The 26,153-nt window shown below is 67.1% G+C and carries 23 protein-coding genes; 9 read left to right on the plus strand and 14 right to left on the minus strand.

The genetic code is table 11. The features are described from left to right. Positions 1 to 4: 4 nt before the first annotated feature. The 4 genes from J2852_RS17735 to J2852_RS17750 form a co-directional block, all read right to left on the minus strand. Positions 5 to 2,392, minus strand: a complete 2,388-nt coding sequence (locus J2852_RS17735; RefSeq protein ID WP_343206774.1) for a glycosyltransferase — start codon at positions 2,390 to 2,392, stop codon at positions 5 to 7. A 30-nt stretch (positions 2,393 to 2,422) separates the two neighbouring features. Beyond that, entirely contained in the window at positions 2,423 to 3,193 is a 771-nt protein-coding gene (locus J2852_RS17740) for a calcium-binding protein (RefSeq protein WP_209877934.1), read from the minus strand. A gap of 547 nt (positions 3,194 to 3,740) precedes the next feature. Then, positions 3,741 to 5,108: an HlyD family type I secretion periplasmic adaptor subunit gene (locus J2852_RS17745; protein WP_209877936.1), complete on the minus strand. Its 1,368-nt coding sequence runs from the start codon at positions 5,106 to 5,108 to the stop codon at positions 3,741 to 3,743. After that, complete coding sequence (locus tag J2852_RS17750; RefSeq protein ID WP_246499800.1) at positions 5,105 to 6,817, minus strand: type I secretion system permease/ATPase; 1,713 nt, start codon at positions 6,815 to 6,817, stop codon at positions 5,105 to 5,107. The genes J2852_RS17745 and J2852_RS17750 overlap by 4 nt, the downstream gene beginning before the upstream one ends. Positions 6,818 to 7,280: 463 nt before the next feature. Here J2852_RS17750 and galE point away from each other — a divergent pair, with 463 nt between their 5' ends. The 5 genes from galE to J2852_RS17775 all read left to right on the plus strand — a co-directional run bounded on the left by galE (position 7,281) and on the right by J2852_RS17775 (position 11,624). Then, on the plus strand, positions 7,281 to 8,297 hold the full coding sequence (gene galE, locus J2852_RS17755) for a UDP-glucose 4-epimerase GalE (RefSeq protein WP_209877940.1): 1,017 nt from the start codon (positions 7,281 to 7,283) through the stop codon (positions 8,295 to 8,297). A gap of 25 nt (positions 8,298 to 8,322) precedes the next feature. Next, positions 8,323 to 8,826, plus strand: coding sequence for a MarR family winged helix-turn-helix transcriptional regulator (locus tag J2852_RS17760; RefSeq protein WP_209877942.1), 504 nt, complete (start codon positions 8,323 to 8,325; stop codon positions 8,824 to 8,826). A 14-nt stretch (positions 8,827 to 8,840) separates the two neighbouring features. Further along, positions 8,841 to 10,016: a DUF2336 domain-containing protein gene (locus tag J2852_RS17765; protein ID WP_209877944.1), complete on the plus strand. Its 1,176-nt coding sequence runs from the start codon at positions 8,841 to 8,843 to the stop codon at positions 10,014 to 10,016. A gap of 373 nt (positions 10,017 to 10,389) precedes the next feature. Beyond that, entirely contained in the window at positions 10,390 to 10,530 is a 141-nt protein-coding gene (locus J2852_RS17770) for a hypothetical protein (protein WP_209877946.1), read from the plus strand. A gap of 230 nt (positions 10,531 to 10,760) precedes the next feature. After that, a complete protein-coding gene (locus tag J2852_RS17775; protein ID WP_209877948.1) occupies positions 10,761 to 11,624 on the plus strand; it encodes a DUF2189 domain-containing protein in 864 nt (287 codons plus the stop codon). Between the two features lie 66 nt (positions 11,625 to 11,690). On the opposite strand, the gene J2852_RS17780 is transcribed toward J2852_RS17775, so the two are convergent. Genes J2852_RS17780 through J2852_RS17800 form a run of 5 tightly spaced genes read right to left on the minus strand, consistent with a single transcriptional unit; the run spans position 11,691 to position 15,781 of the window. Continuing rightward, positions 11,691 to 12,311 (minus strand): NapC/NirT family cytochrome c, encoded by a 621-nt coding sequence (locus J2852_RS17780; RefSeq protein ID WP_209877950.1) that lies wholly within the window; start codon positions 12,309 to 12,311, stop codon positions 11,691 to 11,693. Beyond that, entirely contained in the window at positions 12,312 to 12,782 is a 471-nt protein-coding gene (locus J2852_RS17785) for a nitrate reductase cytochrome c-type subunit (RefSeq protein ID WP_209877952.1), read from the minus strand. 11 nt (positions 12,783 to 12,793) lie between these two features. Next, positions 12,794 to 15,289 carry a nitrate reductase catalytic subunit NapA gene (gene napA, locus J2852_RS17790; protein WP_209877954.1) on the minus strand — a complete coding sequence of 832 codons (2,496 nt, stop codon included), beginning with the start codon at positions 15,287 to 15,289 and terminating at the stop codon, positions 12,794 to 12,796. 22 nt (positions 15,290 to 15,311) lie between these two features. Continuing rightward, entirely contained in the window at positions 15,312 to 15,602 is a 291-nt protein-coding gene (locus J2852_RS17795; protein ID WP_209877956.1) for a chaperone NapD, read from the minus strand. Between the two features lie 8 nt (positions 15,603 to 15,610). Beyond that, positions 15,611 to 15,781, minus strand: coding sequence for a periplasmic nitrate reductase, NapE protein (locus tag J2852_RS17800; protein ID WP_209877958.1), 171 nt, complete (start codon positions 15,779 to 15,781; stop codon positions 15,611 to 15,613). 328 nt (positions 15,782 to 16,109) lie between these two features. Here J2852_RS17800 and J2852_RS17805 point away from each other — a divergent pair, with 328 nt between their 5' ends. Both J2852_RS17805 and J2852_RS17810 read left to right on the plus strand, forming a co-directional pair. Next, entirely contained in the window at positions 16,110 to 16,718 is a 609-nt protein-coding gene (locus J2852_RS17805; RefSeq protein WP_209877960.1) for a helix-turn-helix domain-containing protein, read from the plus strand. Between the two features lie 35 nt (positions 16,719 to 16,753). Next, complete coding sequence (locus J2852_RS17810) at positions 16,754 to 17,845, plus strand: NnrS family protein (protein ID WP_209877962.1); 1,092 nt, start codon at positions 16,754 to 16,756, stop codon at positions 17,843 to 17,845. A gap of 223 nt (positions 17,846 to 18,068) precedes the next feature. Here J2852_RS17810 and ubiV read toward each other — a convergent pair whose 3' ends face one another. The 4 genes from ubiV to J2852_RS17830 all read right to left on the minus strand — a co-directional run bounded on the left by ubiV (position 18,069) and on the right by J2852_RS17830 (position 20,951). Then, positions 18,069 to 18,983 carry a ubiquinone anaerobic biosynthesis protein UbiV gene (gene ubiV / locus J2852_RS17815; RefSeq protein WP_209877964.1) on the minus strand — a complete coding sequence of 305 codons (915 nt, stop codon included), beginning with the start codon at positions 18,981 to 18,983 and terminating at the stop codon, positions 18,069 to 18,071. Between the two features lie 13 nt (positions 18,984 to 18,996). Next, positions 18,997 to 19,983 (minus strand): ubiquinone anaerobic biosynthesis protein UbiU, encoded by a 987-nt coding sequence (ubiU, locus tag J2852_RS17820; RefSeq protein ID WP_209877966.1) that lies wholly within the window; start codon positions 19,981 to 19,983, stop codon positions 18,997 to 18,999. 4 nt (positions 19,984 to 19,987) lie between these two features. After that, a complete protein-coding gene (gene ubiT, locus J2852_RS17825) occupies positions 19,988 to 20,623 on the minus strand; it encodes a ubiquinone anaerobic biosynthesis accessory factor UbiT (RefSeq protein WP_209877967.1) in 636 nt (211 codons plus the stop codon). Between the two features lie 127 nt (positions 20,624 to 20,750). After that, a complete protein-coding gene (locus tag J2852_RS17830; protein WP_209877969.1) occupies positions 20,751 to 20,951 on the minus strand; it encodes a hypothetical protein in 201 nt (66 codons plus the stop codon). A 153-nt stretch (positions 20,952 to 21,104) separates the two neighbouring features. Here J2852_RS17830 and J2852_RS17835 point away from each other — a divergent pair, with 153 nt between their 5' ends. Both J2852_RS17835 and J2852_RS17840 read left to right on the plus strand, forming a co-directional pair. Continuing rightward, a complete protein-coding gene (locus tag J2852_RS17835; protein ID WP_209877971.1) occupies positions 21,105 to 22,916 on the plus strand; it encodes a glycoside hydrolase family 15 protein in 1,812 nt (603 codons plus the stop codon). 181 nt (positions 22,917 to 23,097) lie between these two features. Beyond that, the gene (locus J2852_RS17840; protein ID WP_209877973.1) at positions 23,098 to 25,098 is read left to right on the plus strand and encodes an ELWxxDGT repeat protein; all 2,001 of its coding nucleotides are present in this window, start codon (positions 23,098 to 23,100) and stop codon (positions 25,096 to 25,098) included. On the opposite strand, the gene J2852_RS17845 is transcribed toward J2852_RS17840, so the two are convergent. Further along, positions 25,079 to 26,023: a hydrogen peroxide-inducible genes activator gene (locus J2852_RS17845; protein ID WP_209877975.1), complete on the minus strand. Its 945-nt coding sequence runs from the start codon at positions 26,021 to 26,023 to the stop codon at positions 25,079 to 25,081. The two genes, J2852_RS17840 and J2852_RS17845, sit on opposite strands and share 20 nt — an antisense overlap. Positions 26,024 to 26,153: the final 130 nt, after the last annotated feature.

Genomic DNA, 26,153 nt, shown 5'->3' on the forward strand with positions numbered 1-26,153 from the left:
GGGATTACCTCCGTTTCCGGTGCGCGCGGCCGGAACGGCGCGACGGTTGCGGGTCGGATTGGGGCTGGGATGCTGGGGCGGGAGCGCAGGGCGGCCCGAAGGACGGCCCCAGGGACGGTGGTGGGGGAGGGCTGTCCTCGTCCCAGTCGCGCGCGGTCAGTTCCTCCATCAGGGCGGACCAGCGGCGGGCGTGGAGCCAGCAATTGTATTCCGACGCCACGCCGCGCGTGTAACCCTGGTGCTTGCTGATGGAGCGGCGTTCCAGATGGTACAGCTCCACCGAGGGGACGTAGCGGATGTCCAGCCCCGCGCCGCGGATGCGCAGGCACAGGTCCGAATCCTCGAAGTCGCCGATGACGTAGTCCTCGCAGAAGCCGCCGACCGCCTCGAACGCGGTGCGCGACATCAGCAGACAGGCCCCCGTGACGCCCGGCACGCTGCGCGCCCGGCAGGCCGGCAGGAAGTCGCGCGGCATGCCCTTGAAGAAGTGATGGTTGAACCACCGCCCGCGCACGTCGCGGTCGAAATAGAGGCCGGCGTGCTGAAGACTGTCGTCGTCGAACAGCAGCTTCGGCCCGACCGCACCCGTGCCCCGCCGCTCCTCAAGGGCCGCGACGAGATCGCCGAGCCAGCCCGGCCGGTCCGGAATCACGTCGGAATTGAGGAACAGCAGCTTGCGCGCGTGGCTGGCCGCCGCACCCGCGTTATTAGCCGCCGAATAACCGTAGTTCGCGGACTGCACCAACAGCACCATCGGCAGACCGTAAAGGCCGTGGAAGCCGTGCAGCATGTGCACCAGCTCGTCGCGCTGCTCCGGGCTGTCCAGCACGAAGATCAGCTCGGCTTCATCCATGCCAGGATCGGTCGCGAAGCTGGAGAGCTGGAAGCGCAGGAACTCCAGCGTCTTGTAAAGCGGGATGATGACCGACACGGTCGGATTCTCCGGCCGCTTGCCGAAGACCACCATCTCCGGCTCGCGCCGGGTCGCCATGTGGGCGGCGTGCAGCGGCGCCACGGCCGGGCCGATCACCGTTTCCAAAACGTGGGGCGTGGCGAAGTGCGGCGGCAGGCTGCCCAGCACGGCGGCGCGGGCGTCGGCCGGGGCCATCGGGCGCAGCGGCGGCACCAGCTTGATCGACCCGCCGGAGCCCAGCAGCAGTTCCGCATGAACCTGAAGCGAGGCGGCCGGCTCCGGCGCACCCGGCAGATAGGCGATGAAGCCGCTGCGGTCGGCATGGTCGCTCTTGAACAGCTTCGCCACGTCCTCGCGCGGGAAACGATGCTCCAACACTTCCAACCGGCGCTCGCCGCCGAACGGCGTCTGCACGCTAAGGCCGTTGCTCAGCCCGTGCGGGTCGTGCACCCAGCCGGCCAGGAACAGCCCGCCGTCGCCGGTCGGAACGGCCAGATCAAGCGAGGCGCCGATGGACCGCTTGGCGTCAGCGACCTGCCGCTTGGGCAGCGGGACCAGAACCTGCAACTCCCGCACGGCGGCGGCGGCGGTGGCGTCGGACCGGCCGCGCTGGGCGAGTCCGCGCAGGATGTACTGGCGCAGGGCTAGCGGCGTGTCACGCTTCGGTGTCCCCAGATGCTCGGTCAGGGCCGGCAGGGTGGGGGGCACGGCGCCGAAGGCGCGGCAGGCCAGCCCGTTGCGGCCCAGCAGAACCAGAAGGTTGCCCGGCAGGCACAGCGCCCGGTCCACCAGCAGGTCCATCGACGTGCGCCCGCGCCGGTCGATGGTGGAGCCGACGCAGACCTCGAACGGGGCGGGGCCGACGGCGCCCGGCGTGATGATGACCGCGCCGGTCACCTCGCCGAAGCCGGAGGAAAGCGAACCGCCGCACAGCAGCAGCTCGTCCGTCGCGGTGGCGCGGGCGGTCACGGGGGAGGGGGTGGGCGACAGCTCCAGCACCATGCGGCGGCACACGCCGGCGAAGCCGGCATCGCTACGCAAGCTGGGGGTGGAGCGCGCGAAATCGAACAGAAAACGGACCACGCGCAGCCGGGCGGTCGCGTCCAGGCTGCCCAGCAGGAAGGCGGGGTCGAGATCGGGGGATTCGGGTTCCGCCTGGGCTTCCGCGATGACGCGGCCCTGAGCGATGAACCGCGCGGTGGCGCCGGGCTTTCGCGGCGTCCGCAGGATGGAAAGCACCCGCTGCCCGCCCCAGCTCGTCCGGACGGAGAGCGTCGTGTAGGGCGGCCGGACCTCCTCGCCGTCGAGCGAGGGAACCACGCGGCCGGAGGTCTCCGGACCGTCGCTTTCCCAGGAGGCGAGAACGAAATCATCGCCCAACGCGCTGAGCTGCGCGGGGGCGATGGAGGCCGAGGTCGGCAGGACGGCGAGTACGGTCATGCGCTCCTTGCGGACCAGCCGGCGGCGTGCGGAGCGCACGCCGCCGATCCGGTCCCCCCTAGTGGGTCATCAGTGGATCACGAAGAAGTCGTTCGGGTTGTTGTGCACGTCCTCGGCGGAGACACCCTTCAGCGTGATGGTGTCGCCGTTGCCCAGGTCGATGACGGCGTCGCCGCCCTGGTCGGTGACGCGGGCCGCCAGATCGTCGGCGCTGGCGATCTTGAGGCCGTTGATGTTGCGATCGATCTGCAGCAGATCCTCGCCCACCTGGAAGTCGAGCACCACGTCCTGACCGCCGCCGCCGGAGAACACGAAGGTGTCGTTGCCCTCGCCGCCGGACAGGATGTCGTCGCCCTTGCCGCCGACCAGCATGTCGTTGCCTTCGTCGCCGGCCAGGAAGTCGTCGCCGTCGCCACCCTTCAGGATGTCGTCGCCGTTGCCGCCCTTCAGGACATCATCGCCCTTGCCGCCGTCCAGAATGTCGTTGCCGGCGCCGCCGAGCAGCATGTCGTCGCCTTCGTCACCCTTCAGGATGTCGTCGCCGTCATTGCCGGACAGGACGTCGTCGCCCTTGCCGCCGGCCAGGACATCCTCGCCGTTGCCGCCGGTCAGGACGTCGTCGCCGTTGCCGCCGGACAGGATGTCGTCGCCGTCACCGCCGGACAGGACGTCCTCACCGTTGCCGCCGTCCAGAATGTCGTTGCCGGCGCCGCCAAGCACCGTGTCTTCGCCGTTGCCGCCGAACAGGAGGTCGTTCCCCTGATCGCCCTGGATGAGGTCGGCCTTGTTGGTGCCGGTGTTGACGATGTCTTCGTAGCTGCCGCCAGGAAGGGTGGCCATGTTGGATACTCCTTAACGATGCGATTGGGTGGGGCAGCCGATTGTCTGCCTACCCCGAAATGGCGAGTTACGACCAACGATGTACCCAAATGATGGCGAGTCCGGCTGTGATAATGGTGAGGCCAAAGGAAGGGAAAAGTTGAGTTTTAAGAGTCCCCGACCAATAATTCTCAATGATCGTTGCGTGATGCGACGGACTTTGGCTTCAAAGCCTTTCGAAAATCTAAACATCCCTTTTTGAACACAGGTTTTTGGTGGTCGGGGAGGTGATTTGCCCTTGGCTTTCTGTGTGTAATGCAACGATTTTCGAACTTTTAAGCCGCCGGCGGTGGCTGGCGATGCCGATGTTGAAAAGCGCTGGGTGTCGGGCCGCGCCCTGCTCGGCCCAAGCCGACCAAAACGGCACACTGACGCGGATTGGGCCGCCGCAGTTCGGGCCGACAGCCGGGACGGCCCAAAGCCACGCGCTTCTGAAAACGGCTCAAGCGGGAAAGAAAAAGCGCGCTGGTACTTCCCCGCCATTGGCGGGGAAGCAGGACAGCGAAATTTATTGCTCGCGGAAGGCGCGGTTCAGGCCGTCGGTCAGCGGCGTCAGGAAGTATTCGATGGCCTTGCGGCTGTGGCCGCGAATCATCACCTCGGTCGGCATGCCGGGATGCAGCTCCACGTTCGGCAGCGCTTTCAGCGTGGCGGCGTCCAGGCTGACGCGGGCCGTGAAATAGGCCTGCCCCGTCCGCTCGTCCTGCAACTGGTCGGCGGAAACGGCGATGACCTTGCCCGGCACCGGCGGCACCACACGCTGGCGGTAGCCGATCAGCTTCACGGAGGCATCGCCGCCGATCTCGACGTTCTGCACGTCGGCGGGGGACACGCGCGCCTCCACGATCAACCCGTCGTCCTGCGGCACTATGTCGAGGATGCCGACCCCCGCCGGGATGACGCCGCCGGGGGTGAAGAACTTCAGACCGGTCACGCGGCCCGCCTGGGGTGCCGTGACCTCCTGCCGCTTCAGCACGTCGCCGGCCCCGCGCAGGCGCTCGGTCAGGTCGGAGACGGTGGCCTGGACGGTTTGCAGGTCGTTTCCGACCTCCGACCGGCGGGTGTTGCCGAGGTTGATGATCTCCAGCTCGGCCGCGGCGATGCCCTGTTCGGCCTTCGACCGGTTGGCCTGGATTTCGCCGAGCTTGCCACGGCTGTCGGCGACGTTGCGCTGAAGCTCCAGAAGGCGCGGCTTGCGCTCGTAGCCCTTGGCCAGCAGACCTTCGACGATTCGCAGCTCGTCCTCGGTGTAGCGCAGGCGGTCGGCGGTGGCGGTGCGCTGCGCGTCCAGCGCCACCATCTCGTCGCGCAGCTGCTCGATGCGCTTGCGCTGGATCGCGATCTGCCCTTCGTAGCTTTCGCGGCGCGACTCGAACAGACGCTTCTCGGCGGCCAGCGCCTCGGCGGCGACGGGGCTTTCCGTGGCCGCCTTGACGAGTTCCTCGGCGAAGACCGGGGCCGGGGCGTCGGTCTGTTCGGCGCGCAGCCGCGCCAGCCGTGCCAGAGCGGTCCAGTACTGGCCGTACAGCTGCGAGACCACGGCCTGGCTCTGCGTGGTGTCGAGGCGCAGGAGCACTTGCCCCGCCTCCACCATGTCGCCGTCCTTGACCAGCAGCTCACGGAGGATGCCGCCTTCCAGGTGCGACACGGTTTTGCGATGGCTTTCCACCATCACCGTGCCGGCGGCCAGGGCGGCGCTGTCCAGATCGGCCAGGAAGGCCCAGCCGAGGAAGCCGCCGAAGCCGATGGCGACGGCCAGCGCGCCGGCCAGCGCGGTGCCGCGCAGCGACGGTTCGGCCGGCGTCACGTCGATGACCGGCGCCCAGTTCAGGGGAGGCTGGGCGGAAGCCAGCGGGGCGGTGGGGACGTTCGTCATGCGGATTCTCCCGAACGGACCAGACGGGCGACCTTGGGGGCGCCACCCGGCTGGACCAGCTTCAAGACGTCGGTGCGCTCGCCGAAATGCTCGACGGCGCCATCCTTCAGGACCAGCAGCTTGTCGGCGATCGACACGATGGAGGGGCGGTGGGCGACCATCACCACCGTGGCGCCCTCGTTGCGCGCCTGTCCGACCGCGTGGAGCAGCGCCTGTTCCCCTTCGTGGTCGAGATTGGAATTGGGCTCGTCCAGCACGATCAGGCGCGGGCGGCCGAACAGCGCGCGGGCGAGCGCGATGCGCTGCCGCTGTCCGCCGGACAGGGCGAAGGCGTTGTCGCCGACCGGCGTGTCGTAGCCGAAGGGCAGGCGCCCGATCATCTCGTGGATGCCGGCCAAACGGGCGGCGCGGACGATTTCCGCCGGGTCGGCCTGCCCCATGCGGGCGATGTTCTCGCCGATGGTGCCGTCCAGCAGCGCCACCGACTGCGGCACATAGCCGACGTAGCGGCCGAAGCTTTCGCGCTCCCACAGGAAGGTGCTGGTGCCGTCAAGATAGATGCCGCCGGCCGTCGGTTCCCAGATGCCGACCATCAGGCGGGCGAGCGTCGATTTGCCGGCCCCCGACGGGCCGATGATGCCCAGCACCTCGCCGGGTTCCAGCGTGAAGGACACGCCGCGCAGAACCGGGCGCGACAGGCCCTTCGGCAGATGGCTGACGCGGTCGACCTTGATGCTGCCCTGGGGCTGGGGCAGCGGCATGGTGCTGCGCATCGCCCTTTCGCCGTTCAGCAGCTCCCGGATGCGCTTGTGCGCGGCGGAGGCCAGGACCCACTGGCGCCAGTTGTCCACCAGATGCTCGAAGGGCTGGAGCAGGCGGGCCATCATGATGCTGGACGCCATCATGCTGCCGGGCGACGCATCGTTGTGGATGACCAGCGCCGCGCCGGCCGAAATGGTGCCGACCTGGATGATCAGGCGCAACGCGCGCGATGCCGAGGCCATGGCGCGCGACAGCGCGGCGCCCCGGTCGATCAGCGAGGCGGAACCGTTCTGCGCCACCTGCCAGCGCCGGGCGAGCGCCGGCAGCATGCCCATCGCCTCGATGGCCTCGGCGTGGCGGACGGCGCCGGCGATGTCGGCGAACACCTTGGCGGAGGCCTCGTTCGCCTCGGCCATCGGGCGGCGGGTCAGCGCATCGGTCAGGGCGTTCATGCCCAGCAGCAGCAGCGCCGCACCCACCGCGATCCAGCCGTAGATCGGGTGCAGCAGAAACAGGATGACCAGAAAGACCGGCGACCACAGCAGCTCCAGCGGCACGGTGACCGCACTGCTGGTCATGAAGTTGCGCAGTTCGTTCAGGTCGCGCATGGTCTGGCCGGCGTTGCGCTGCCCGCCGCCCAGCGCGTCCACGATGGCCGCCTCCAGCGCCGGCACGTTGAAGCGGTGCGAGATCACCGCCCCCGTGACCAGGAAGGCGCGCGCGCGGATGAAGTCCAGAATGCCGAACAGCACCAGACCACCCACGGCGATGATCGCCAGCATGGTCAGCGTGTCGAGACTCCGGCTGTTCATGACGCGGTCGTAGATCTGCATCGTGTAGAGCGGAACCACGAGCATCAGGAGGTTCACAAAGAAGCTCAGCGCGCCGGCCAGGAGAAGCCCGTGCCTGATCTTCCGATAGGCGCGGTTCAAGTGCGACCGATCCATTCCGCTCATCCGAAATCCTTCCCGCCTATTCCTGTCCTTAGGCAAACCCCGACCATGCGCAGTCATGGTTAACGAAATCTTGCCCGGACATCGGGGTGCCTGAAGCCGTTTTGGGACGACGGCAGGCACCGCTGCAGCACGGCGGAATCGCCGCCCGCACCGCTTTCGCTTACGGCCGGGACGCTCCGGCAGCGTGTGATAAGTTTAGGCTGCTACCCCTTTCGCGCAATCTCGGAAGGGGCTTGAAAACGGTCATAACTAATTGATTCACCTAGAATTTTGCTTCGGCCCTCGGCCGTGTAATTGTTTGCATCCCCCCGTTTTCGTTAACTGGTCATTAGTCCAGACAAACGGCATGCTGCGCCACGGAACATTTGCGCCTGCCACCACGGGTGTTCCTCTCCTTTGATGCCGGCGGGCGCAACGCCTGACAATTATTGGACAAATTCAAGGAATATTTGCGATGACCTCGTCCCAGACTGTGCTGGTCACGGGCGGCGCCGGCTATGTCGGCAGCCATTGCGTGGCCGAGCTGCTAGAGCGCGGCTTCAACGTCGTGGTGCTGGACAACCTGCGCCAGGGCCACCGCGCCGCCGTCCCGGCGGAGGCCGCCTTCGTGGAAGCCGACCTCGCCGACACGGAGGCGCTGAAGCGCACCTTCGCCGAATGGAAATTCGACGCCGTGTTCCACTTCGCGGCGCTGTCGCTGGTGGGCGAGTCGATGCGCAACCCGCACGCCTATCTGCACGGCAACACCGTCACCTCGCTGAACCTGATCCAGGCGGCGGTGCAGGCGGGCGTGGGCAAGATGGTCTTCTCCTCCACCGCCAACCTGTTCGGCATGCCGGAGCGCCTGCCCATCGACGAGGACGCCACCATCGATCCCGGCAGCCCCTACGGCGAGTCGAAGTACATGATCGAGCGCGCCCTGCATTGGGCCGACCGCTGCCACGGCCTGCGCTCCGCCTGCCTGCGCTACTTCAACGCGGCGGGCGCGCACCCGAACGGCCTGCTCGGCGAGGATCACTATCCCGAAACGCACCTGATCCCGCTGGTGCTGGATGCCGCCGCCGGCAAGCGCCCGCACATCGAGATCTTCGGCGACGACTACCCGACGCATGACGGCACCTGCGTGCGCGACTACATCCACGTCTGCGATCTGGCCGACGCGCACCTGCGCGTGCTGCCGCTGCTGGAGGAGCGCAGCGTCCGCTACAACCTCGGCAACGGCAAGGGCTACAGCGTCCGCGAAGTGATCGAGGCGACCGAGCGCGTCACCGGCCGCAAGGTTCCCGTGAAGGTCGGCCCGCGCCGCGCCGGCGACCCGGCCGTGCTGATCGCCTCGTCGGAGCGCATCCGCAAGGATCTCGGCTGGGAGCCGCGCTTCCCCGATCTGGACAGCATCATCGGCGGCGCCTGGGCGTGGCGCCAGCGCAACCCGCAGGGCTATCGCGGCCCGGCTGCCCTCGCCGCCGAATAAGAAGAACAAGAGGAGCAGACCGGCCATGAACGCGCCGCACCGGGACGATGCCGCCGAACTTTCCGATCTCGCCGACTACCACGGCGTGGCCCGCCTGATCGAGCGGATGCACCGCCGCTTCCTCGACGTCGTGCGGGCGGGGCTGCTGAAGCAGGGAATCGACGATATCGGGCCGGTGCAGGCGCTCATGGTCATGCTGATCGGCGACGACGAACCGTCGGTCCGCGACCTGATGGAACGTGGCTACTATCTGGGATCCAACGCGTCCTACAGCCTGAAGATCCTGGTGGAGGCTGGCTACATCGACCGTGGCGCCAGCCAGCGCGACCGCCGCACCGCTCGCCTGCGCCTGTCCGAGAAGGGGCAGGTGTTGCGCGCCGAACTGACCAAGCTGGAGCAATTCCAGGCCGCCGCCCTGGTGCGCAACGAAAACGAGGCCGCCGACCTGAAGGCGGCTTACCGCACGCTCCGCCGCCTCGACCGTATCTGGGGCGACATGGTCCGCTACTCCGGACAAGGGCTGGATTAAGGGATTGGATTGATATGAGCGAGAATTTCCTGTCATCCCGCGACATCGAACGGCTGCTCACCTCTCCCTCTCCGGAGGCGCGCATCGAGACGATGACGAAGCTGGTCCACGACTTCGAACAGGGCGGACTCAGCGAAGCGGAACGGTCGCTGGCCCTGGAGGTCATGCACTGCTTCGCGGGCGACGCCCAGGCCGCCGTGCGCGAGGCGGTCGCTTGGCAGATCCGCAACAACCCCGTGCTGACCGAGGAATTGGCCGAGCGGCTAGTCAAGGACGTGGCGCGGGTGGCCTTCCCGATCCTCCGCGACGCCGACGGGCTCAGCGACGACCTGCTGCTGAGCCTGCTGGCCGATCCGGACGCCGGCAAGCACCTCGCCATCGCCAACCGCCGCGTGGTGTCGGAGCGGGTTTCCGGCGCCATCGCGGAGACCGGCAACGTCACTGTGGTGACCGCGCTTTTGCGCAACAAGGGCGCTGCGGTGTCCGAAGGCTCGATCCACCGCGCGCTCGACCGTTTCGGCCGGGTCCGCATGGTCAGCGAGGCGGCTGCGACCCGCCCCGGTCTGCCGCTGGCGGTGGTGGAACGGCTGATCGCCTTCGTCTCCGACGCCGTCCGTACCACGCTGGCCCGCGCGCATGGCCTGTCCCGCGATCTTGTCGAACGCCTCGTCGAGAACGGCCGCGAGGCCGCGACCATGCGCCTTTTGCGCCCCGCCCTGCGCGGGTCGGAGGATGTGGAGGCGGTCGCCCAATGGCTGCACGCCAACGGACGCATTTCCACGGCGCTGCTGTTCCGCGTGCTGTGCGCGGGAGACCTGTCGCTGTTCACGGCGGGCCTCGGCGTCAAGGCCGGCATCCCGGCGGAGAACGCGCGCCGGTTGGCGTGGGACGATGGAGCCCTTGGTCTCAACGCGGTGCTGAAGAAGGCCGGCGTCGGCCCGGTGCTCGTTCCGCCCTTCCAGGTCGCCATGGGTGTCGCCAAGCGCATGGAATACGAGGGCAGCGACAACCGCCGCGACGACTATCAGGCCGAGGTGATGGGCGAACTCTTCGCCAAACTGACCCCGACCAACGACTGGGCGGTGGACGAACTGCTGGTGCAGCTCTTCGACCAGAAGTCCGACGAGGTCATCGACCGCGCGCTGGATCAAGCGGGCTTGCCCTTCGCCCCGGTGATGACCGGGACGTGAGCGTTAAAGCGGATTTCGATCCGCTTTGGACCGCGACCGCGGTCCCGGCCGCACGTGCGGCCGAAGCCCGGCCTCTCGCGGGAACTTCGTTCCCGCTGGCGGCAGGCGGATGCCAGAGGCATCCGCTGAGAGCCGGCACATGAGGCCGTTTGAATCTAAAGCGAATGCAAATTCGCTTTAGCGCCCGTCTTCGTGCATGGAAGCCGTCGCTGCACGAGGCCGTTGGAATTCCAACGGCCTCAGTCGGAGATACCACTTCGCTTTAAACGGTCGCACCCACGATGCCTTGATATTCATCTGGTCACACCGGCCGAGCGCGGGTGATTGCTCACCGTCAGTGGCGGGCAAGTCCGGATGAATGCAGGAGGGCGCCATGAACGCCATGCAGCCGTTCTTTCACTCTCTCCATCGTGATTGGGCGTCCTGGAGCCGCATCGAACGCATCAGCGCGCTTGGGCTTTTCGCGGGCGGTCCGTTGGCCGCGTGCCTTGCCTTTGCCGTCCTCATCGCCTGACAACCCCCGAACGACGCGACAGCGACGATGAAGACGGCTCCATTCGGCCCGTGATTTGCGGTCCGGGGGATTGCGCTTTCTTTTTTGCTGTCTGGGCATCGGTTTGACGGGTGCCATATACTGTTCGGAATGGCGGGTCGCGGTTCTGTCGTGACTGACGGCCGGATCGGGAGTCCTCATCACGGCTGGACTGCGCCGCCCCTCGAACGAAGCGTTCGGGAGGAGCGCACATGACAATTCGAAATCCCATTGAGTATGGAATGGACCAATACCGGCAATGGTCCCAGGCCGTGGCGTCGGGGAGCCATGCCGTCTATGGAGCGGACGACGAGGTGAAGGTCCGGCCACCGGCAATCCGCCGGATCACGGCGGCGGACCTTCGTGACGTTCTGGCGAAAGGCCTTCAGGACTTCGGGGCGTGCCGGACCGACGTCATCTTCATCTGCCTCATCTATCCCATCGCCGGCCTCGTTCTGGCGCGGGCGGCGTTCGGTCGCGACATGCTGCACCTGCTGTTCCCGCTGGCGTCCGGCTTCGCGCTGGTCGGCCCGTTCGCGGCGATCGGCCTCTATGAGATGAGCCGGCGGCGCGAGCAGGGAGTCGCTGTCCGATGGGGCGACGCGTTCGGCGTGCTCGCCTCCCCGTCGTTCGGGGCGATTTTGGTGCTGGGGGTGATGTTGATGGCGATCTTCCTGCTCTGGCTGGTCGCCGCCCAAATCATTTACATGGTCACCCTCGGCCCGGCACCCCCCGTTTCGATCGAGGCCTTTGCACGCGACCTGTTCTCGACGCGAGCGGGCTGGATGTTGATCGTCGCGGGCGTCGGCGTCGGCTTCCTCTTCGCCGTGCTGGCGCTGGTGGTCAGCGTGGTGTCGTTTCCGCTTTTGCTCGACCGCAAGGTGGGGGTCGCGTCGGCCGTGGGAACATCGGTCCGCGCCGTGATGGCGAACCCGGTCCCCATGGCGATGTGGGGTCTGATCGTCGCGGCCGGTCTGGTGATCGGATCGATTCCGCTGTTCGTCGGCCTCATCATCGTGCTGCCGGTGCTTGGGCACGCCACATGGCACCTGTATCGCAGGGTCACGGCGGAATGAAAAACCGCCGGCCTCCCTGAGATGGGAAGCCGGCGGTTTGGGTAGCGCGGTCTGGTGTCCGGTCGGTCACTGGGCGGAGGAGGTGATCCCCGTCCAGCCGGGCGGAACGTCCCTCATGTCGGGCAGGCGGTGGGCGATGCCCTTGTGGCAGTCGATGCAGGTCTTCTGATCGGTGAACAGATAGGTTTCGTGCATCTTCGCCGCGCGGGGGTTCTGGCGGGTGATGTCCATGGACTCCGCGCTGTGGCAGTTGCGGCATTCCAGGGAGTTGTTGCTCTTCAGGCGGTTCCATTCGTGGCTGGCCAGTTCCAGGCGCTTGTCCAGGAACTTTTCCCGCGTGTCGATGGTGCCGAAGATCTTGCCCCAGACCTCCTTGGACGCCTGCATCTTGCGGGCGATCTTGTCGGTCCAGTTGTGCGGCACGTGGCAGTCCGGGCAGGTCGCCCGCACGCCCGACCGGTTGGTGAAGTGGATGGTCTGCTTCAGCTCCTCGTAGACGTTCTCCTTCATCTCGTGGCAGCTGATGCAGAAGGCCTCCTTGTTGGTGGTCTCCAGGGCGGTGTTGAAGCCGCCCCAGAACATCACCCCGGCCAGGAAGCCGCCCAGCGTCAGGAAGCCCAGGCTGAAATGGACGCTTGGCCGGGAGAAGGTGCGCCAGCAGCGCACCGCGAAATCCTTGATGCCCATTTACTTGCCGCCTTCCTTGCCGCGGAGCACCGTGTCGATGTCCTTGAACATGTTGCCGGTGATCGGCCGGGCGTCGGTCTGCGGGACATGGCACTGGGTGCAGAAGTAGCGGCGCGGCGACACGGCGCCCAGAGCCTGCCCGTCCCGGTCCTGGAAGTGGGTAATGGAGATCATCGGCGCCTGCGCCCCTTCGCTGTTCTTGCGGTCGTGGCAGGTCAGGCACTTGTTGACGTTGAGGTCGAGCTGGTAGTCGCGGATCGCGTGCGGGATCAGCGGCGGCTGGTCGGCGTAGTTGCGGGTCCGCTTCACGTCGTCGACGATCTCGCGGGGCATGGGATCGGCCGGGACGTCCTGCACCATGGGGTGCGGCCCCGAGGGGAGCTTCGGCGCATCGGCGGCGCCCGCCCCCGCCACCAGGACGGGGAGAGCGGCCACCAGGGCGAAGGCGGCAAGCAGAATGCGGATCTTCATGGTCGGGGTCCTCAGGCGACGGGAACGATTTTGACCGCGCACTTCTTGAAGTCGGTCTGCTTGCTGATCGGGTCGGTCGCGTCCAGGGTCACCTTGTTGATGAGCACGGTGTGGTCGAAGAACGGCACGAAGACGAGGCCCTGCGGCGGCTTGTTGCGGCCCCGCGTCTCGACGCGGACGCGCACCTCGCCGCGCCGCGACACGACGCGCACTTCCTGGCCGCGCCGCACGTTCAGCGCCTTGGCATCGTCCGGGTGCATGAAGACCACGGCGTTCGGGAAGGCCTTGCGCAGCTCGGGAACGCGCAGCGTCATGGAGCCGGAGTGCCAATGCTCGACCACGCGGCCGGTGGAGAGCCAGAAGGGATAGTCGGCGTCGGGGGATTCCGGCGGCGCCTCGTAGGGCAGGGCGAAGATGTTCGCCTTGCCGTCCTTGTTGCCGTAGAACTTCACGTCCTCGCCGGCCTTCACGTAGGGGTCGTAGCCCTCGCGGTAGCGCCACTTGGTCTCCTTGCCGTTGACCACCGGCCAGCGCAGCCCGCGTTCCTGGTGATAGACCTCCAACGGCGCCAGATCGTGGCCGTGGCCGCGCCCGAAGGAGGCGTACTCTTCGAACAGACCCTTCTGCACGTAGAAGCCGAAGTGCTTCGCCTCGCGGTTCTCATAGGCGCTGTCGCACTCCGCCACCGGGAAGGCGTTGACCTGACCGTTGGCGAAGAGGACGTCGAACATGGTCTTGCCGCGGTATTCCGGCTTCTTGGCGAGCAGTTCCTCCGGCCACACCTCCTCGATCTTGAAGCGCTTGGAGAACTCCATCAGCTGCCACAAGTCGGACTTGGCCTCGCCCGGCGCATCGACGAGCTGGTGCCACGCCTGGGTGCGGCGCTCGGCGTTGCCGTAGGCACCTTCCTTTTCCACCCACATCGCCGTGGGCAGGATCAGGTCGGCGGCCAGCGCCGTGACGGTCGGATAGGGGTCGGAGACGACGACGAAATTGTCGGGGTTACGGTAGCCGGGATAGGTCTCGTTCGCCGTGTTCGGGGCCGTCTGCATGTTGTTGTTGCACATGACCCAGTAGGCGTTGATCTTGCCGTCCTTCAGCATGCGGTCCTGCTGGACGGCGTGGAAGCCGATCTTGTCGGGGATCGTGCCTTCCGGCAGCTTCCAGATCTCTTCGGCGTGCTTGCGGTGTTCCGGGTTGGTGACGACCATGTCGGCCGGCAGGCGATGGGCGAAGGTGCCGACCTCGCGCGCCGTGCCGCAGGCCGACGGCTGGCCGGTCAGCGAGAAGGGACCGCAGCCCGGCAGGCTGATCTTACCGGTCAGCAGGTGGATGTTGTAGACGAGGTTGTTCGCCCAGACGCCGCGCGTGTGCTGGTTGAAGCCCATGGTCCAGAAGGACATGACCTTCACCTTGGGGTCGGCGTACAGCTCGGCCAGCGCCTCCAGGCGATTTTTGGGCACGCCCGACAGCTCGTGCGCCTTGTCCAGCGTGTAGGGTTCGACGAACTTCGCGAATTCCTCGAAGGAGATCGGGTCGGAGTCGTTCGCCTTGGCGGCGTTCTTTGCCTTCTGCTCCAGCGCGTGCTCGGGACGCAGGCCGTAGCCGATGTCGTCGCGGCCGCGCTTGAAGTTGCAGTGCTTGGCGATGAATTCCTTGTTGACGCGACCGGTCTGGATGATGTGGTTGGCGATGTAGTTCAGGATCGCCAGATCGGTCTGCGGCTTGAACACCATGCCGATGTCGGCGAGGTCGAAGGAGCGGTGCTCGTAGGTGGAGAGCACGGCGACCTTGGCGCCTTCGTGGCTCAGGCGACGGTCGGTGATGCGCGTCCACAGGATGGGGTGCATCTCCGCCATGTTCGAGCCCCACAGCACGAAGGCGTCGGCCTGCTCCATGTCGTCGTAGCAGCCCATCGGCTCGTCCATGCCGAAGGTCCGCATGAAGCCGGCGACGGCCGAGGCCATGCAGTGGCGCGCGTTCGGGTCGATGTTGTTGGACCGGAAGCCGGCCTTGAACAGCTTCGACGCCGCGTAGCCCTCGAAAACGGTCCACTGGCCCGAACCGAACATGCCGATGGCGGTCGGACCCTTCTTCTTCAGGGTCTCCTTCCACTTCTCGGCCATGATGTCGAAGGCCTGGTCCCAGCCGATCGGCGTGAACTCGCCGTCCTTGTGGTACTGGCCGTCCTTCATGCGCAGCATCGGCCGGGTCAGCCGGTCCTCGCCATAGAGGATCTTGGAGAGGAAATAGCCCTTCACGCAGTTCAGGCCGCGATTCACCTCCGCCTTCACGTCGCCGTGGGTGGCGACGATGCGGCCGTCCTTCACGCCGACCATCACGCCGCAGCCGGTGCCGCAGAAGCGGCAGGGCGCCTTGGACCATTTCAGCTTGGCGTCGTCGCCGGTCGGAAGCACGCCGGCCGAAACGGGCATGCTCACCCCGGCTGCCGCCGCGGCGACCGTCGCGGCTTGAACCTTCAGATAATCACGGCGGGACAAAGGCATGACAGTCTCCTGCGGGCGGTCGTTATTGGGCGGGCGTGGCGGCCACGGGCACGGGAGCCCCGTCTTGGTCGCGGTCCGCGTCTTCGTAGTGGTGGTAGACGAGCGTCGTGGTGTAGACGCCGGCCAGGGCGTTGATTTCGGCCATGCGTTCGACGACCTCGCCCGCGCTCGCGGTCACGACCGTGACGATGGCCTTGCCGTGCTCCGCCGCGTGCCAGTCGGTCCCGGCCAGGGCCGCTACGGCGTCCTTCAGCGCGGCGGTCCGTTCGGGCACATGCTGGATGACGAGGCTGGAAATGTGGATCTCGGGCATGGGCCGGCTCACATCCCGCCGGAGTGGGACAGCATCTGGTACATCCAGACCGAGAAGCCGAAGGCCCCGACCACGCCGACCGCGACGAACGGCCAGATGAGAACGGACAGAGCCAGGAACATCATGGCTTCGAAGCGGCGGCTTGCGGGGGCGTTGGTGCGGGCGGTCGGCGCGTTCATGACACTCTCGTCGTTCGGCCGGACAGGATCCGGAGGGATGTGAGCGGGAGCTATACGCTTTTGCACATCGAACGACTTGACCAAGGTCAAGCCAAGGCTCGCGACCGATAGATCGGCCGAAAAAGCGAGCAACAACGAACGATTTCCCTTGAAATCATCGCGGTATACTTCGCGGCTTCGGCTATTTAGAACAATTCAAAGCATCATATTCTGAGGTTGGAATTCTGTGGACTTGATATCGATCAAGAAGTGGAGGGTGGCGCCATGAGACGGTGTGCGGCAGGGCGCGGAAGGCGCCTTGTCCTGAAACGCAGCTGGATCGGTTTCTATGCGACCGAAAGACCTGGACGCTGTGCGTGATCTTCCGCTCTTCGCCGGGCTGGAGGAGGAGCATTTGGAAGGGCTGACAAAAGGCGCGTTTCTGCAAAGGCTCCCGCGCGACACACTGCTTTTTGAAGAAGGCGACGCGGCCGACTGCCTGCACGTCCTTGTCCGTGGGTCCGCCATGCTGTCGGGCCGGAACGAATCCAGCCAGGAAACCGTCATCGAGATCATGATGTCCGGCGACTGCTTCGTGCTGGCGGCGCCGTTTCGGGATCTGGCCTCGCGGGAACCGCCCCTGGCACGGTCGGTGATGAGCCTGCTGGCGCGGCAATTCCGGGGGATGGTCCGGCAGGTGAAGGATCTGAAGCTGTGCAACACGACGCAGCGGCTGGCCGGTTTCATCCTTGCCCATGCGAAACCAGAGACGGACGGCACCAGCTTCGAACTGCCAATCAGCAAACGGGTGTTGGCAAGCCGGCTTGGCATGTCGCCGGAACATCTGTCCCGCGCCTTCGCCAAACTGTCCGCGCATGACCTTCGCGTCGAAGGGAGCACCATTCAGGTCGGCTCCATCGAACGCCTCCGCCGCTGCTGCCGACAGGATGCCGTGTAGCGGGTTCCAGCTAAATCGATTTCGGCCGCATCGACGTGCCTTTCCGTTCCTTCTTTCTCCTGGCAGCGCTCGATGCCCTGCTGTCCGTTGGCCTCTGGGTGCCGACCACGCTTGGTTGGGAAACGGGCTCGTTCCCCGCTTGGCATGGGCGGGCACTGTTGTTCGGCACGATTCCGGCGGTGATGGCGGGCTTCCTGCGGACCGCCATGCCGCGCTGGAGCGCGCGGCCGTTGGTCTGCTCCCAGGGCTGGAGGCTTCTGGTGCCGCTCTGGCTGGTCGGGCGGGCGGCATCCCTATGGGTGCCGGCGGCCCACGCGCCGTTCCTGGCCTTGCTGGCCGCGCTGGTAACGGGGCAGGTCGTGGTGTGCCGGGACCGGCGCAACGGGATCGTCGCGGCGCTTACCACCGCGTTGGCCGGGGCGGCCCTTTGGGAACTGCGGTGTGATGGTTCCGGTGTTCTGGACCGGTTGGCCCCGGCGGTCCTGCTCGGGCTGGTCATGGTGCTGGGAGGCCGGGTCGCGCCGAGTCTCACTGCTTCCCACCTGGGCCTGCCCGGCAAGAAGGCGCTGTTCGAGGAATGCCCCCTGTTCGAACGGGGCGCCGCAGCGGTTGCCTTTGCCGCGCTGCTCGGCTGGATCGCGGCGCCCGCATCGGCGTTCACTGCGGGCGCAAGCCTCCTGGCCGCGCTGACCCAGGCGGTTCGGTTGATCCGGTGGCAGGGGTGGCGGACTGTCGGCCGGCCATCCGTGCTTGTCGTTCACGGCGCCTATGCCTGCATACCGCTGGGCTTTGCCGCGCTGTCCGTGGCGGGCTCCGCAATGGGGGCGGCGCTCCACATATGGACCGTCGGGGCGATCGGGCTGATGTGCTTCGCCATGATGTCGAGCATGATCCGCAAGCACGCCGGCCACGCCTTTACGCATTCGGCGGTGGTGACGGCCTGCTACGTCTTCGCCGCCACGGCCTGCGTGGCGCGTGTTGCCGCCGATGCGATGGGGGATGGTCGATCGGTGCTGCTCGCCGGGGCGGCGTCCGCGTGGGTCTGTGCTGTCCTGCTGTTCCTGATCGCCTTCGGGCGCGTGCTTCTCAATGGTGGCGCCGTGCCAAAAAAGACGCCCACCGGCTGAACGCCGATGGGCGGTCGAGGCAAAAAGCGGGAGATGTCATCACCAAGTGATGACGCAGTCTGATAAAGACTGAGGGGGGAATCTCCCGCTTTGTCGCTCGGTCATCCTTGACCATGGTCAAGGGGATAAAAAATGGATTCTGTTTATCAGAAGTTCTTCTTCAGACGGTGGCGAAACAACGCTTCATCCCACCTTCCTCACTGGGCGGTTTGAAGTCAGCCGGTCACGCGTCCGTGCCCAGCTCGGCGCCATAGCTGGCGCCCGCCATGTTGTGGAAGAAGCCGTTCTCCAGCGGGGCCGGCGCCGTCCGGCTCAGTTCCGCCGCGACTTCCGCGCCGTCGCGGTCGCCGTCCAGCACGGCCCGGAAGGCCGTGGCCACAGCCACCATGTCCATGTTCTGGGGCGACAGCCGGAAGCGGCCGACGCCCATCTCCATCAGCCGGCCCATTTCGGCGGCGAGTCCGAGATAGCCGTGCGACATTGTCTGCGTGCCGTTGACCGTCAGGAACGGCTGGCCGTCCAGCGTCCTCACCGGCATGCCATCGGCGTCGTTGCCGCAGACGAACTGGCATCCGTCCTTGTGCAGCCCATGGGCGCGCGCGTGGTAGCAGCGGGCGGAGATGGCGAGCGGCGCGCGGCCGAACACCTGCACCTCCACGTCGAGCCCCAGGTCGGCGGCCGCCTTCGCCAGCACGGCCACGGACGCGGCCGGCAGTTCGGCCGGTAGCGACACCGACATGGCCCCGCGCGCAGCCAGCCAAGCGAGCGTGGCTTCGTTGTAGCTGTTGATGAAAGGACCGACCGCGTGTCGGCGCCCCTCCAGCAGGGCGAGCGCGCCCATGTCGTTCGCTTCCATGGGCAGGATGTCGCAGCGCACCAGATCGCGCATCGCCGCGCGTTCCCGCTCGCTGCCGACAAGGATCGGGCTGGCGAGCCAGACCTCCTTGCCCGCCGACGTCAGCCGGGTGAGCACGTCGTCCATCGCGTCGGCGAAGAAGGGGACCCGCTTGAAGCAGACGATCTCGCCCACGACGACGGTGTCCACTGGCGCTTCGTCGGCCATGCGGAAGTAGAAATCGCGCCAGCGGTCCGCCGGCCAGTTGAACAGCACGGGGCCAAGGGTCAGGCGGGGCTTCATGGTATCGTCCTCCTCAGCGCCACGCGCGCTTGTAGGCGCCGGTGGTCTGGGTCCCGCCCTCGACCATCGCGTCCAGGTCGAGCTTCGGAACCGCTTGCCCCTTCGCGAAGGCGTCCAGCGCCCGCCGGTAGGCCGCGACGACGGTGGCAATGTAGGCCTTGCCGCGCTGGCGCCCCTCGATCTTCAGGGCGCGCACCCCGGCGGCCTTCAACTCCGGCAGCAGTTCCATGGCGTTGAGGCTGGTCGGCTCCTCGAACAGATAGGCCGGCGTGTCGTGGGACACGAAGCGGCCCTTGCACAGCGTGGGATAGCCGGCCTGTTCCCCCTCCCCGAAGATGTTGATGGTGAAGCCGCCGAGGCGGGAAGCGAGGTCCCCGCCGCGCGGCTCGTACCGCACGTGGCTGGCGGGGGAGCAGACGCCCTGCTTGTTGGGCGACAGTCCCGTGGCGTAGGAGGAGAGGGAGCAACGCCCCTCCGCCATCGGGCAAAGGCCGCCGAACACGAAAACCTCCGTCTCGATGTCGATCTCGGCGTTGAGGCGGGCGATGTCCGGCACGGTCAGCACGCGCGGCAGCACCACGCGCCGCACGCCGAAGGCGTCGCGGTAGAGCCGGATCGCCTCGACGTTGGCGGCGGAGGCCTGCACGGACAAATGGAGCCGGAGATCGGGATGCCGGCGCGCCGCGTAGTCGAGAAGGCCGACGTCGGCCAGGATGACGGCGTCAGCCTTCAGGCGCGCCGCGTCGTCCACGGCGCGCTGCCAGGGGGCCAGATTGCCGGCCTGCGGGTAGGTGTTGATGGCCACGAAGACCTGGACCTTGCGCGCGTGGGCGTAGGCCACGGCTTCCGCCACATCCTCGCGCGAGAAGTTCAGGCCAGGGAAGTTGCGCGCGTTGGTCTCGTCGCGGAAGCCCAGATAGACCGCGTCGGCGCCTGCGTCGACGGCGGCGCGCAGGGCTGCGGGATTGCCGGCCGGGCAGATCAGTTCGAACGGTTCCATGCCTTCATGCCTCCCGGCGCGGTCCGGCGACCCGACGCTCCAGCGCCGCCAGCCCCCAACGCAGGGGCGGCGGTGCCAAGCGGTGCGCGGTGTCCAGCAGGCGGAGCACCCGGCCCGCGTTGCGCCGCGCGACCGGCAGGGCGTGCCGCAGCGGCCCAGCCGCCGTGGCGACGTCGGCGAACAGGTCCATCTCTTCCCCATCCAGGGTGTTGCGGAGCGCCAGGATCAGGGCGGTGTCCCCTTCGATCGTCAGTTCGCGGCGGAAGAACAGCGCGTCGCCGTCTATGCGGCCTTCCAGTAGGTCGAGCAGCCGCCCACAGGGGCCGCGCACCGTGGCGTCGGCCTGCGCGTCACGCTCGCTGACCCGCAGGGCCAACTGGGGGCCGACGCGGAGCAGCAGGGCGGCGGGCGCGTCCACCGGGTCGATCAGCAGGCGGGCGTCCGGCAACTCCACCAGCGCCGCGAAGGCGCGCGGGTGACGGTCCGCGAGGATGCGGAACAGCCGGTCGAACAGCAGCCCGCCGAGCCCGTCCCCGAGCTGGCGGGCCAGCCTCAGCCCCGCCCGCGTCAGGTTCACCTCGACGGCGCGAGCGCGATCGTCATCCGTCGGTTCGTCAGTTTGCATACCGGGATCGCGCATGGGGCGCTTCCCTCCCATGTCATTTCCTGGCGTGTGATAAATCGCCTCGGCCTCCGACTGTCCTTGACAGTGGTCAAGCCAACGCTGGCTCCAGGGAGAGGCGCAAACCGGGGCTTTGCCTTTCCGGTTATTGGGTGAAGAACATCACGGCCGCCGCGGCGACGGCCGCCAACGACGCCACGGCGGCACCGGCCTTCGTCATGACACCCTGGCGGTAAAGGAGCACGGCCATGCCGACAATCAATGGGGTGACGATCAACAGACCGATTTGCGCCTGATTCATGCTTTCCGATCCTCCGTCGCGGGTCACCGTGCGCGACTGGTCCAAGGGCGCCGGTCCGGGTCCGCCGATGGTAGAAGACAAGGCTGCATGATGCCGCAACTTTGTGTTCCCCGGCCAGATCGGCGAGGTGCCGTCCGGAACTCCCGGGAAGCAATTCAGTTGGCAAAGGGGGTGCGGCACGGTGACCGGGGTGCTTGGATGGCGTCGGCGATCGAGGATTACGCGCTGCTCGGCGATTGCGAAACCGCTATCCTGGTGTCGCGTGACGGGTCCATGGACTGGCTGTGCTGGCCGCGTTTCGATTCCGACGCCTGCTTCGCCGCACTGCTCGGCGGGCCGGAGCATGGCCGCTGGCTGGTGGCGCCGGAAGGCCCGGTGGTGCGGAGCACGCGGCGGTACCGGGGCGACACGCTGATCTTGGAAACCGACTTCGAAACGGCCGATGGCGCGGTCACGGTGATCGACTTCATGCCGCCGCGCGGCGACGCGTCGGACGTGGTGCGGATCGTGGTGGGCCGCGCCGGGCGCGTCGCCATGCGCACCGAACTGATCGTCCGCTTCGGCTACGGCTGCACGGTGCCGTGGGTGTCGCGCCTGGAGGAAGGTGGGCTGCGGGCCGTCGCCGGGCCGGACATGCTGGTTTTGCGCACGCCCGTTCCGCTGCACGGCGAAAAGCTGACCTCGGTCGCTTCATTCACCGTTTCGGCCGGCGAACGGGTGCCCTTCGTCCTGACCTATTCGCCCTCTTACCGGATCGCGCCGGAGCCGGTGGACGCGGAACTGGCGCTGCGCGAGACGGAACTCTTCTGGCAGGACTGGATCGGCCGCTGCACCTATGACGGCGCGTGGGCCGATGCCGTCCGCCGCTCCCTCGTCACGCTGAAGGCGCTCACCAACCGGCCGACCGGCGGCATCGTCGCGGCGGCCACGACCTCGCTGCCGGAACAGCTGGGCGGCGTGCGCAATTGGGACTATCGGCACTGCTGGCTGCGCGACTCCACCTTCACGCTCCAGGTGCTGATGAACGCCGGCTTTTACGAGGAGGCGGACGCGTGGCGCGACTGGCTGCTGCGCGCCGCCGCCGGCAACCCCGACCAACTCCAGATCATGTACGGGCTGGCGGGCGAGCGCCGGCTTCTGGAATGGGAGGCGGATTGGCTGCCCGGCTACGAGGGCGCCAAACCGGTGCGCATCGGCAACGCCGCCGCCTCGCAGCTCCAGCTCGACGTGTATGGGGAACTGATGGACACGATGCATCAGGCCCGGCGCGGCGGCCTCGGCCGGAACGAAGCGGGCTGGAAGCTGCAACGGGCGCTGCTGGCCCACCTCGAACGGATTTGGGACCAGCCGGACGAGGGCATCTGGGAAACCCGCGGCGGGCGCCGGCACTTCACCTTTTCCAAGGTGATGGCCTGGGTTGCCTTCGACCGGGGAATCAAGAGCGCCGAGCAGTTCGGCGTGGATGGGCCGATCGACCGCTGGAAGACTCTGCGCCGACGCATTCACGAGGAGGTCTGCGCCAACGGCTACGATGCCGAAGCGGGCTGTTTCGTGCAATCCTACGGAGCCAAGGAGCCCGATGCTGCCCTTCTGCTGCTGCCCATCGTCGGCTTTCTGCCGGCCGAAGACCCGCGTGTGCGCGGCACCGTTGCCGCCGTCGAGCGTCACCTGCTGAAGGACGGCTTCGTGCAACGCTACGACACGGAAAAGGTCGTGGACGGGCTGCCGCCCGGCGAAGGGAGTTTCCTGGCGTGCAGCTTCTGGCTGGTCGACGCCTATGTCCTGCAGAACCGGCGCGCGGAAGCGCTGGAACTGTTCGAACGCCTGCTGGGGCTGCGCAACGATCTGGGCCTGCTGTCGGAGGAATACGATGCGCGGGCGGGGCGCCTCGTCGGCAACTTCCCGCAGGCCTTCTCGCACATCGCCCTGGTGGATTCGGTTCACAACCTGACCCGCGACGCCGAACCGGCCAAGCAGCGTTCGAGCGATGGCGGCAAGGAGAGCGCGTGAACGGCCCCGCAAGAGGCTTTCATCTCGTGGAATGGGGGACTGTTAAAGCTCGAAAGTTGTTTTAAAGTAAAATGGCAATGTTTTGGCTTTCCGGTAAATAAGATCGGCGCGACAGAGCCCAATATTGTCATGCCGTGATTGGCGTCGTCCTGGTCGATGCTCCATCCGATTGGGAGGGCGCATGGCACAGGCGAAAATCGCTGTCTTCACAGCCACGTTGCAAGACAAGGGTTCAGAGCCCTGGATCACCGACGGCACGCCGGAGGGAACGCGCCTGCTGGCCGACATCAGGCTCGGCGAGATGGGCAGCGCGCCACAGGACGCCGTCGTCGCCGGCGGCAAGGTCTTCTTCACGGCCGACGACGGCCTGCACGGCCGCGAACTCTGGGTCACGGACGGCACCGGCGACGGAACTCGGATGTTCGACGCCGCAACCGGTGCGGCATCCGGCTCCCCGGACGATCTGACCGTGGTCGGTGACCTCCTGTTCTTTACGGCGGATGACGGCGTTCACGGCCGGGAACTGTGGGTCAGCGACGGAAGCTTGGCCGTCACCCGCATGGTTGCCGACATCATGCCGGAGGCTCAGGGTTCCTCACCGTCGACGCTGACGGAGGCGCATGACCGGCTCTACCTGCACGCGGACGGGGGGACCGGCGAAGGGATCTGGGCGTCCGATGGCACGGCCACGGGAACCCGCCTTTTCCATGAAATGGGGCCGCCTCCCGCCTGGGGGATGACGATTCTGGGCTTGGACGACGGGCGGCTGGCGTTCCACGACGGGCAGACGAATTCGGCCTTGAAGCTGACCGTCGCCGCTGCTGACGGCACCACGACCGACTTTGCGGATCTCGGGCCCGGCGGCGGGTACATCCACTACGCCTCCACGCCCGACGGAATCGTGGCGTCGGTGTCCAAGGCGATCGGCTGGACCGGCGATCCGGTGTATCAGACCACCATTTATCGCTCATCCTTCTGGATGAGCGACGGCACGCCCGAGGGCACGCGGCATCTCGGCGACGTGACGCAGGAAGGCTGGAGCATGACTGGCGTCACCGCGCTCGACGGCAAGCTGGTGTTCTCAAGCAGCAAGGACACCTATCGGGTGGAAGAAGGCCACGCCACCCGGTTCGGCGTGCTGGACACGGACACGGGCGAGACGACCGCGCTGTCGTCCATTTCGGGGCCGGAGCTTACCAAGCCGCTCGGCGCGGCGGGGGACCGCCTTCTTTTCGTGGGCGAGGACGATTGGTCGGGCTCCCAGCGCATCCTGGCGACCGACGGCACGCCGGAAGGAAGCGCCGAACTGCACCGGAGCGAGGGCTGGTATCAGGACATCGAAACCGCCGAAAGCCGGGCGTTCTTCCTGACGCAGGGCAGTGGAACCGATCCCGGCGGGCTTTGGGTTACGGACGGCACGCCCGAAGGCACGCACAAGCTGCGGGACACGGCGGAGGGAATGATCGGCGGCCAGCTGCTCGGTGACCTCGACGGACGCATGCTGGGATTCGAGCACGATCGCCAGAGCAACACCAACCGCTTCTACCTGTCGGACGGCACGGCGGACGGAACCGTGGAACTCGTCTCCGGAACGGACGCCACGCCCTGGTATCAGGCAACGCCCGAACTGCTCGGGGTCATCGCGGTGTCGGACGATGCCCGGGACAATGTCCACCGGGGCGGCGAAGGGGCCGACCTGCTCTCGGGTGGTGACGGCAATGACCGAATCCACGGCTTGGGCGACGACGACCGCATCCTGGCGGGCGCCGGGGATGACCGGTTGAACGGAGGAGCGGGCGCCGATTTCATCGACGGCGGGGACGGCAACGACCGCCTCTACGGCATGTCGGGATCGGACACCCTCGTTCCGGGGGCGGGGCGCGACATCGTCGACGGCGGCACTGGGGATGACGTGATCCTTGCCGAGAGGGACGGCGAGATCGACCAGTTCTTCTTCGCGCCGGGCAGCGGCGCCGACCTGCTGACCGCCTTCGACCCGATGCTGGACGTCATCATCCTGAAGGGCTTCCAGCAGGACATCGGAACGGCGGCTTGGCGGGCGGAGCAAGTGACCGATCTGGGGGGCGGCGTGCGGGTCGATCTCTGCGGCGGTGACAGCATCTTCGTTCTGGACGTGGCGGCGCAGGACCTCCGCATCACGGTCATCGACCCGCTGGTGTAATGCCCGCCACCGTTTCGGCCTCCGCCGTGCACCAAGCCTCCCGCAGAGCCGAGGCCAGACGGCGGAAGGATTCCTTGCGGCCGGACGTCCGGCGCCAGACCAGCCCAATCTCACGGTAAGGGTGTTCGCCGCCCAGCGGGCGCACCACGAGGTCGAGGCCGCGCAGGATGCCCGACTCCAACGCCATCTGCGGCAGCAGCGTCACGCCAAGGCCGCTCGCCACCATCTGCACCAGCGTGTGCAGGCTAGTGCCCTGGAAGGCGGTGTTCTGGCGCGTGTCCTCCAGCGCGCAGGCGGACAGGGCGTGCTCACGCAGGCAATGGCCGTCCTCCAGCAGCAGCAGGTCGTCCATGGCCATGTCGGACGGATGGGCGGCTTTCACGCGGCTCAGCCGGTGTCCCGGCGGGCAGACGACGGAGAAATGGTCCTTGGTGATCTCCTCCGTCTCCACGTCGCCGGACGGGTAGGGCAGGGCGAGCAGGGCGGCGTCGAGTTCCCCCGATTCGAGCCGGGCGAGCAGCCGCGCCGTCTGGTCCTCGCGCAGATACAGCTTCAACTGGGGAAAGCTGTCCCGCAGGGCCGGCATCACGCGCGGGATCATGAACGGCCCGATGGTCGGGATTACGCCCAGATGCAGTGGTCCGCCCATGGGATCCTCGGCCAGACGCGCCACGTCCACCAGATCCTCCGCGTCCTTCAGGATGGCGCGCGCCCGCTCGGCGATCTCCTGGCCGAGGGGGGTCGGCAGCACCGTCCGCTTGGTCCGTTCCAGCAGCGGCACGCCCAGCAGGGACTCCAGCTCCTGGATCCCGGCGCTGAGGGTGGACTGGCTGACGAGGCAGGCCTCCGCCGCCTGTCCGAAATGGCAACGATCGACGACCGCCACGAGGTAGCGGAGCTGTCGCAGTGTGGGCAATGGCTTCATGGGCTCATATTAATCGATCCAGTCGATCAAAGCGATCTGTATTTTTCGCTTCTATCGCACGGCCGATATCCATACATTCCCGGAGGTCAAACAACTCAGAGGAGCGACCACCGGTTCGGCATACGATCCT

It is taken from the genome of Azospirillum soli (assembly GCF_017876165.1).
Lineage (GTDB): Bacteria > Pseudomonadota > Alphaproteobacteria > Azospirillales > Azospirillaceae > Azospirillum > Azospirillum soli.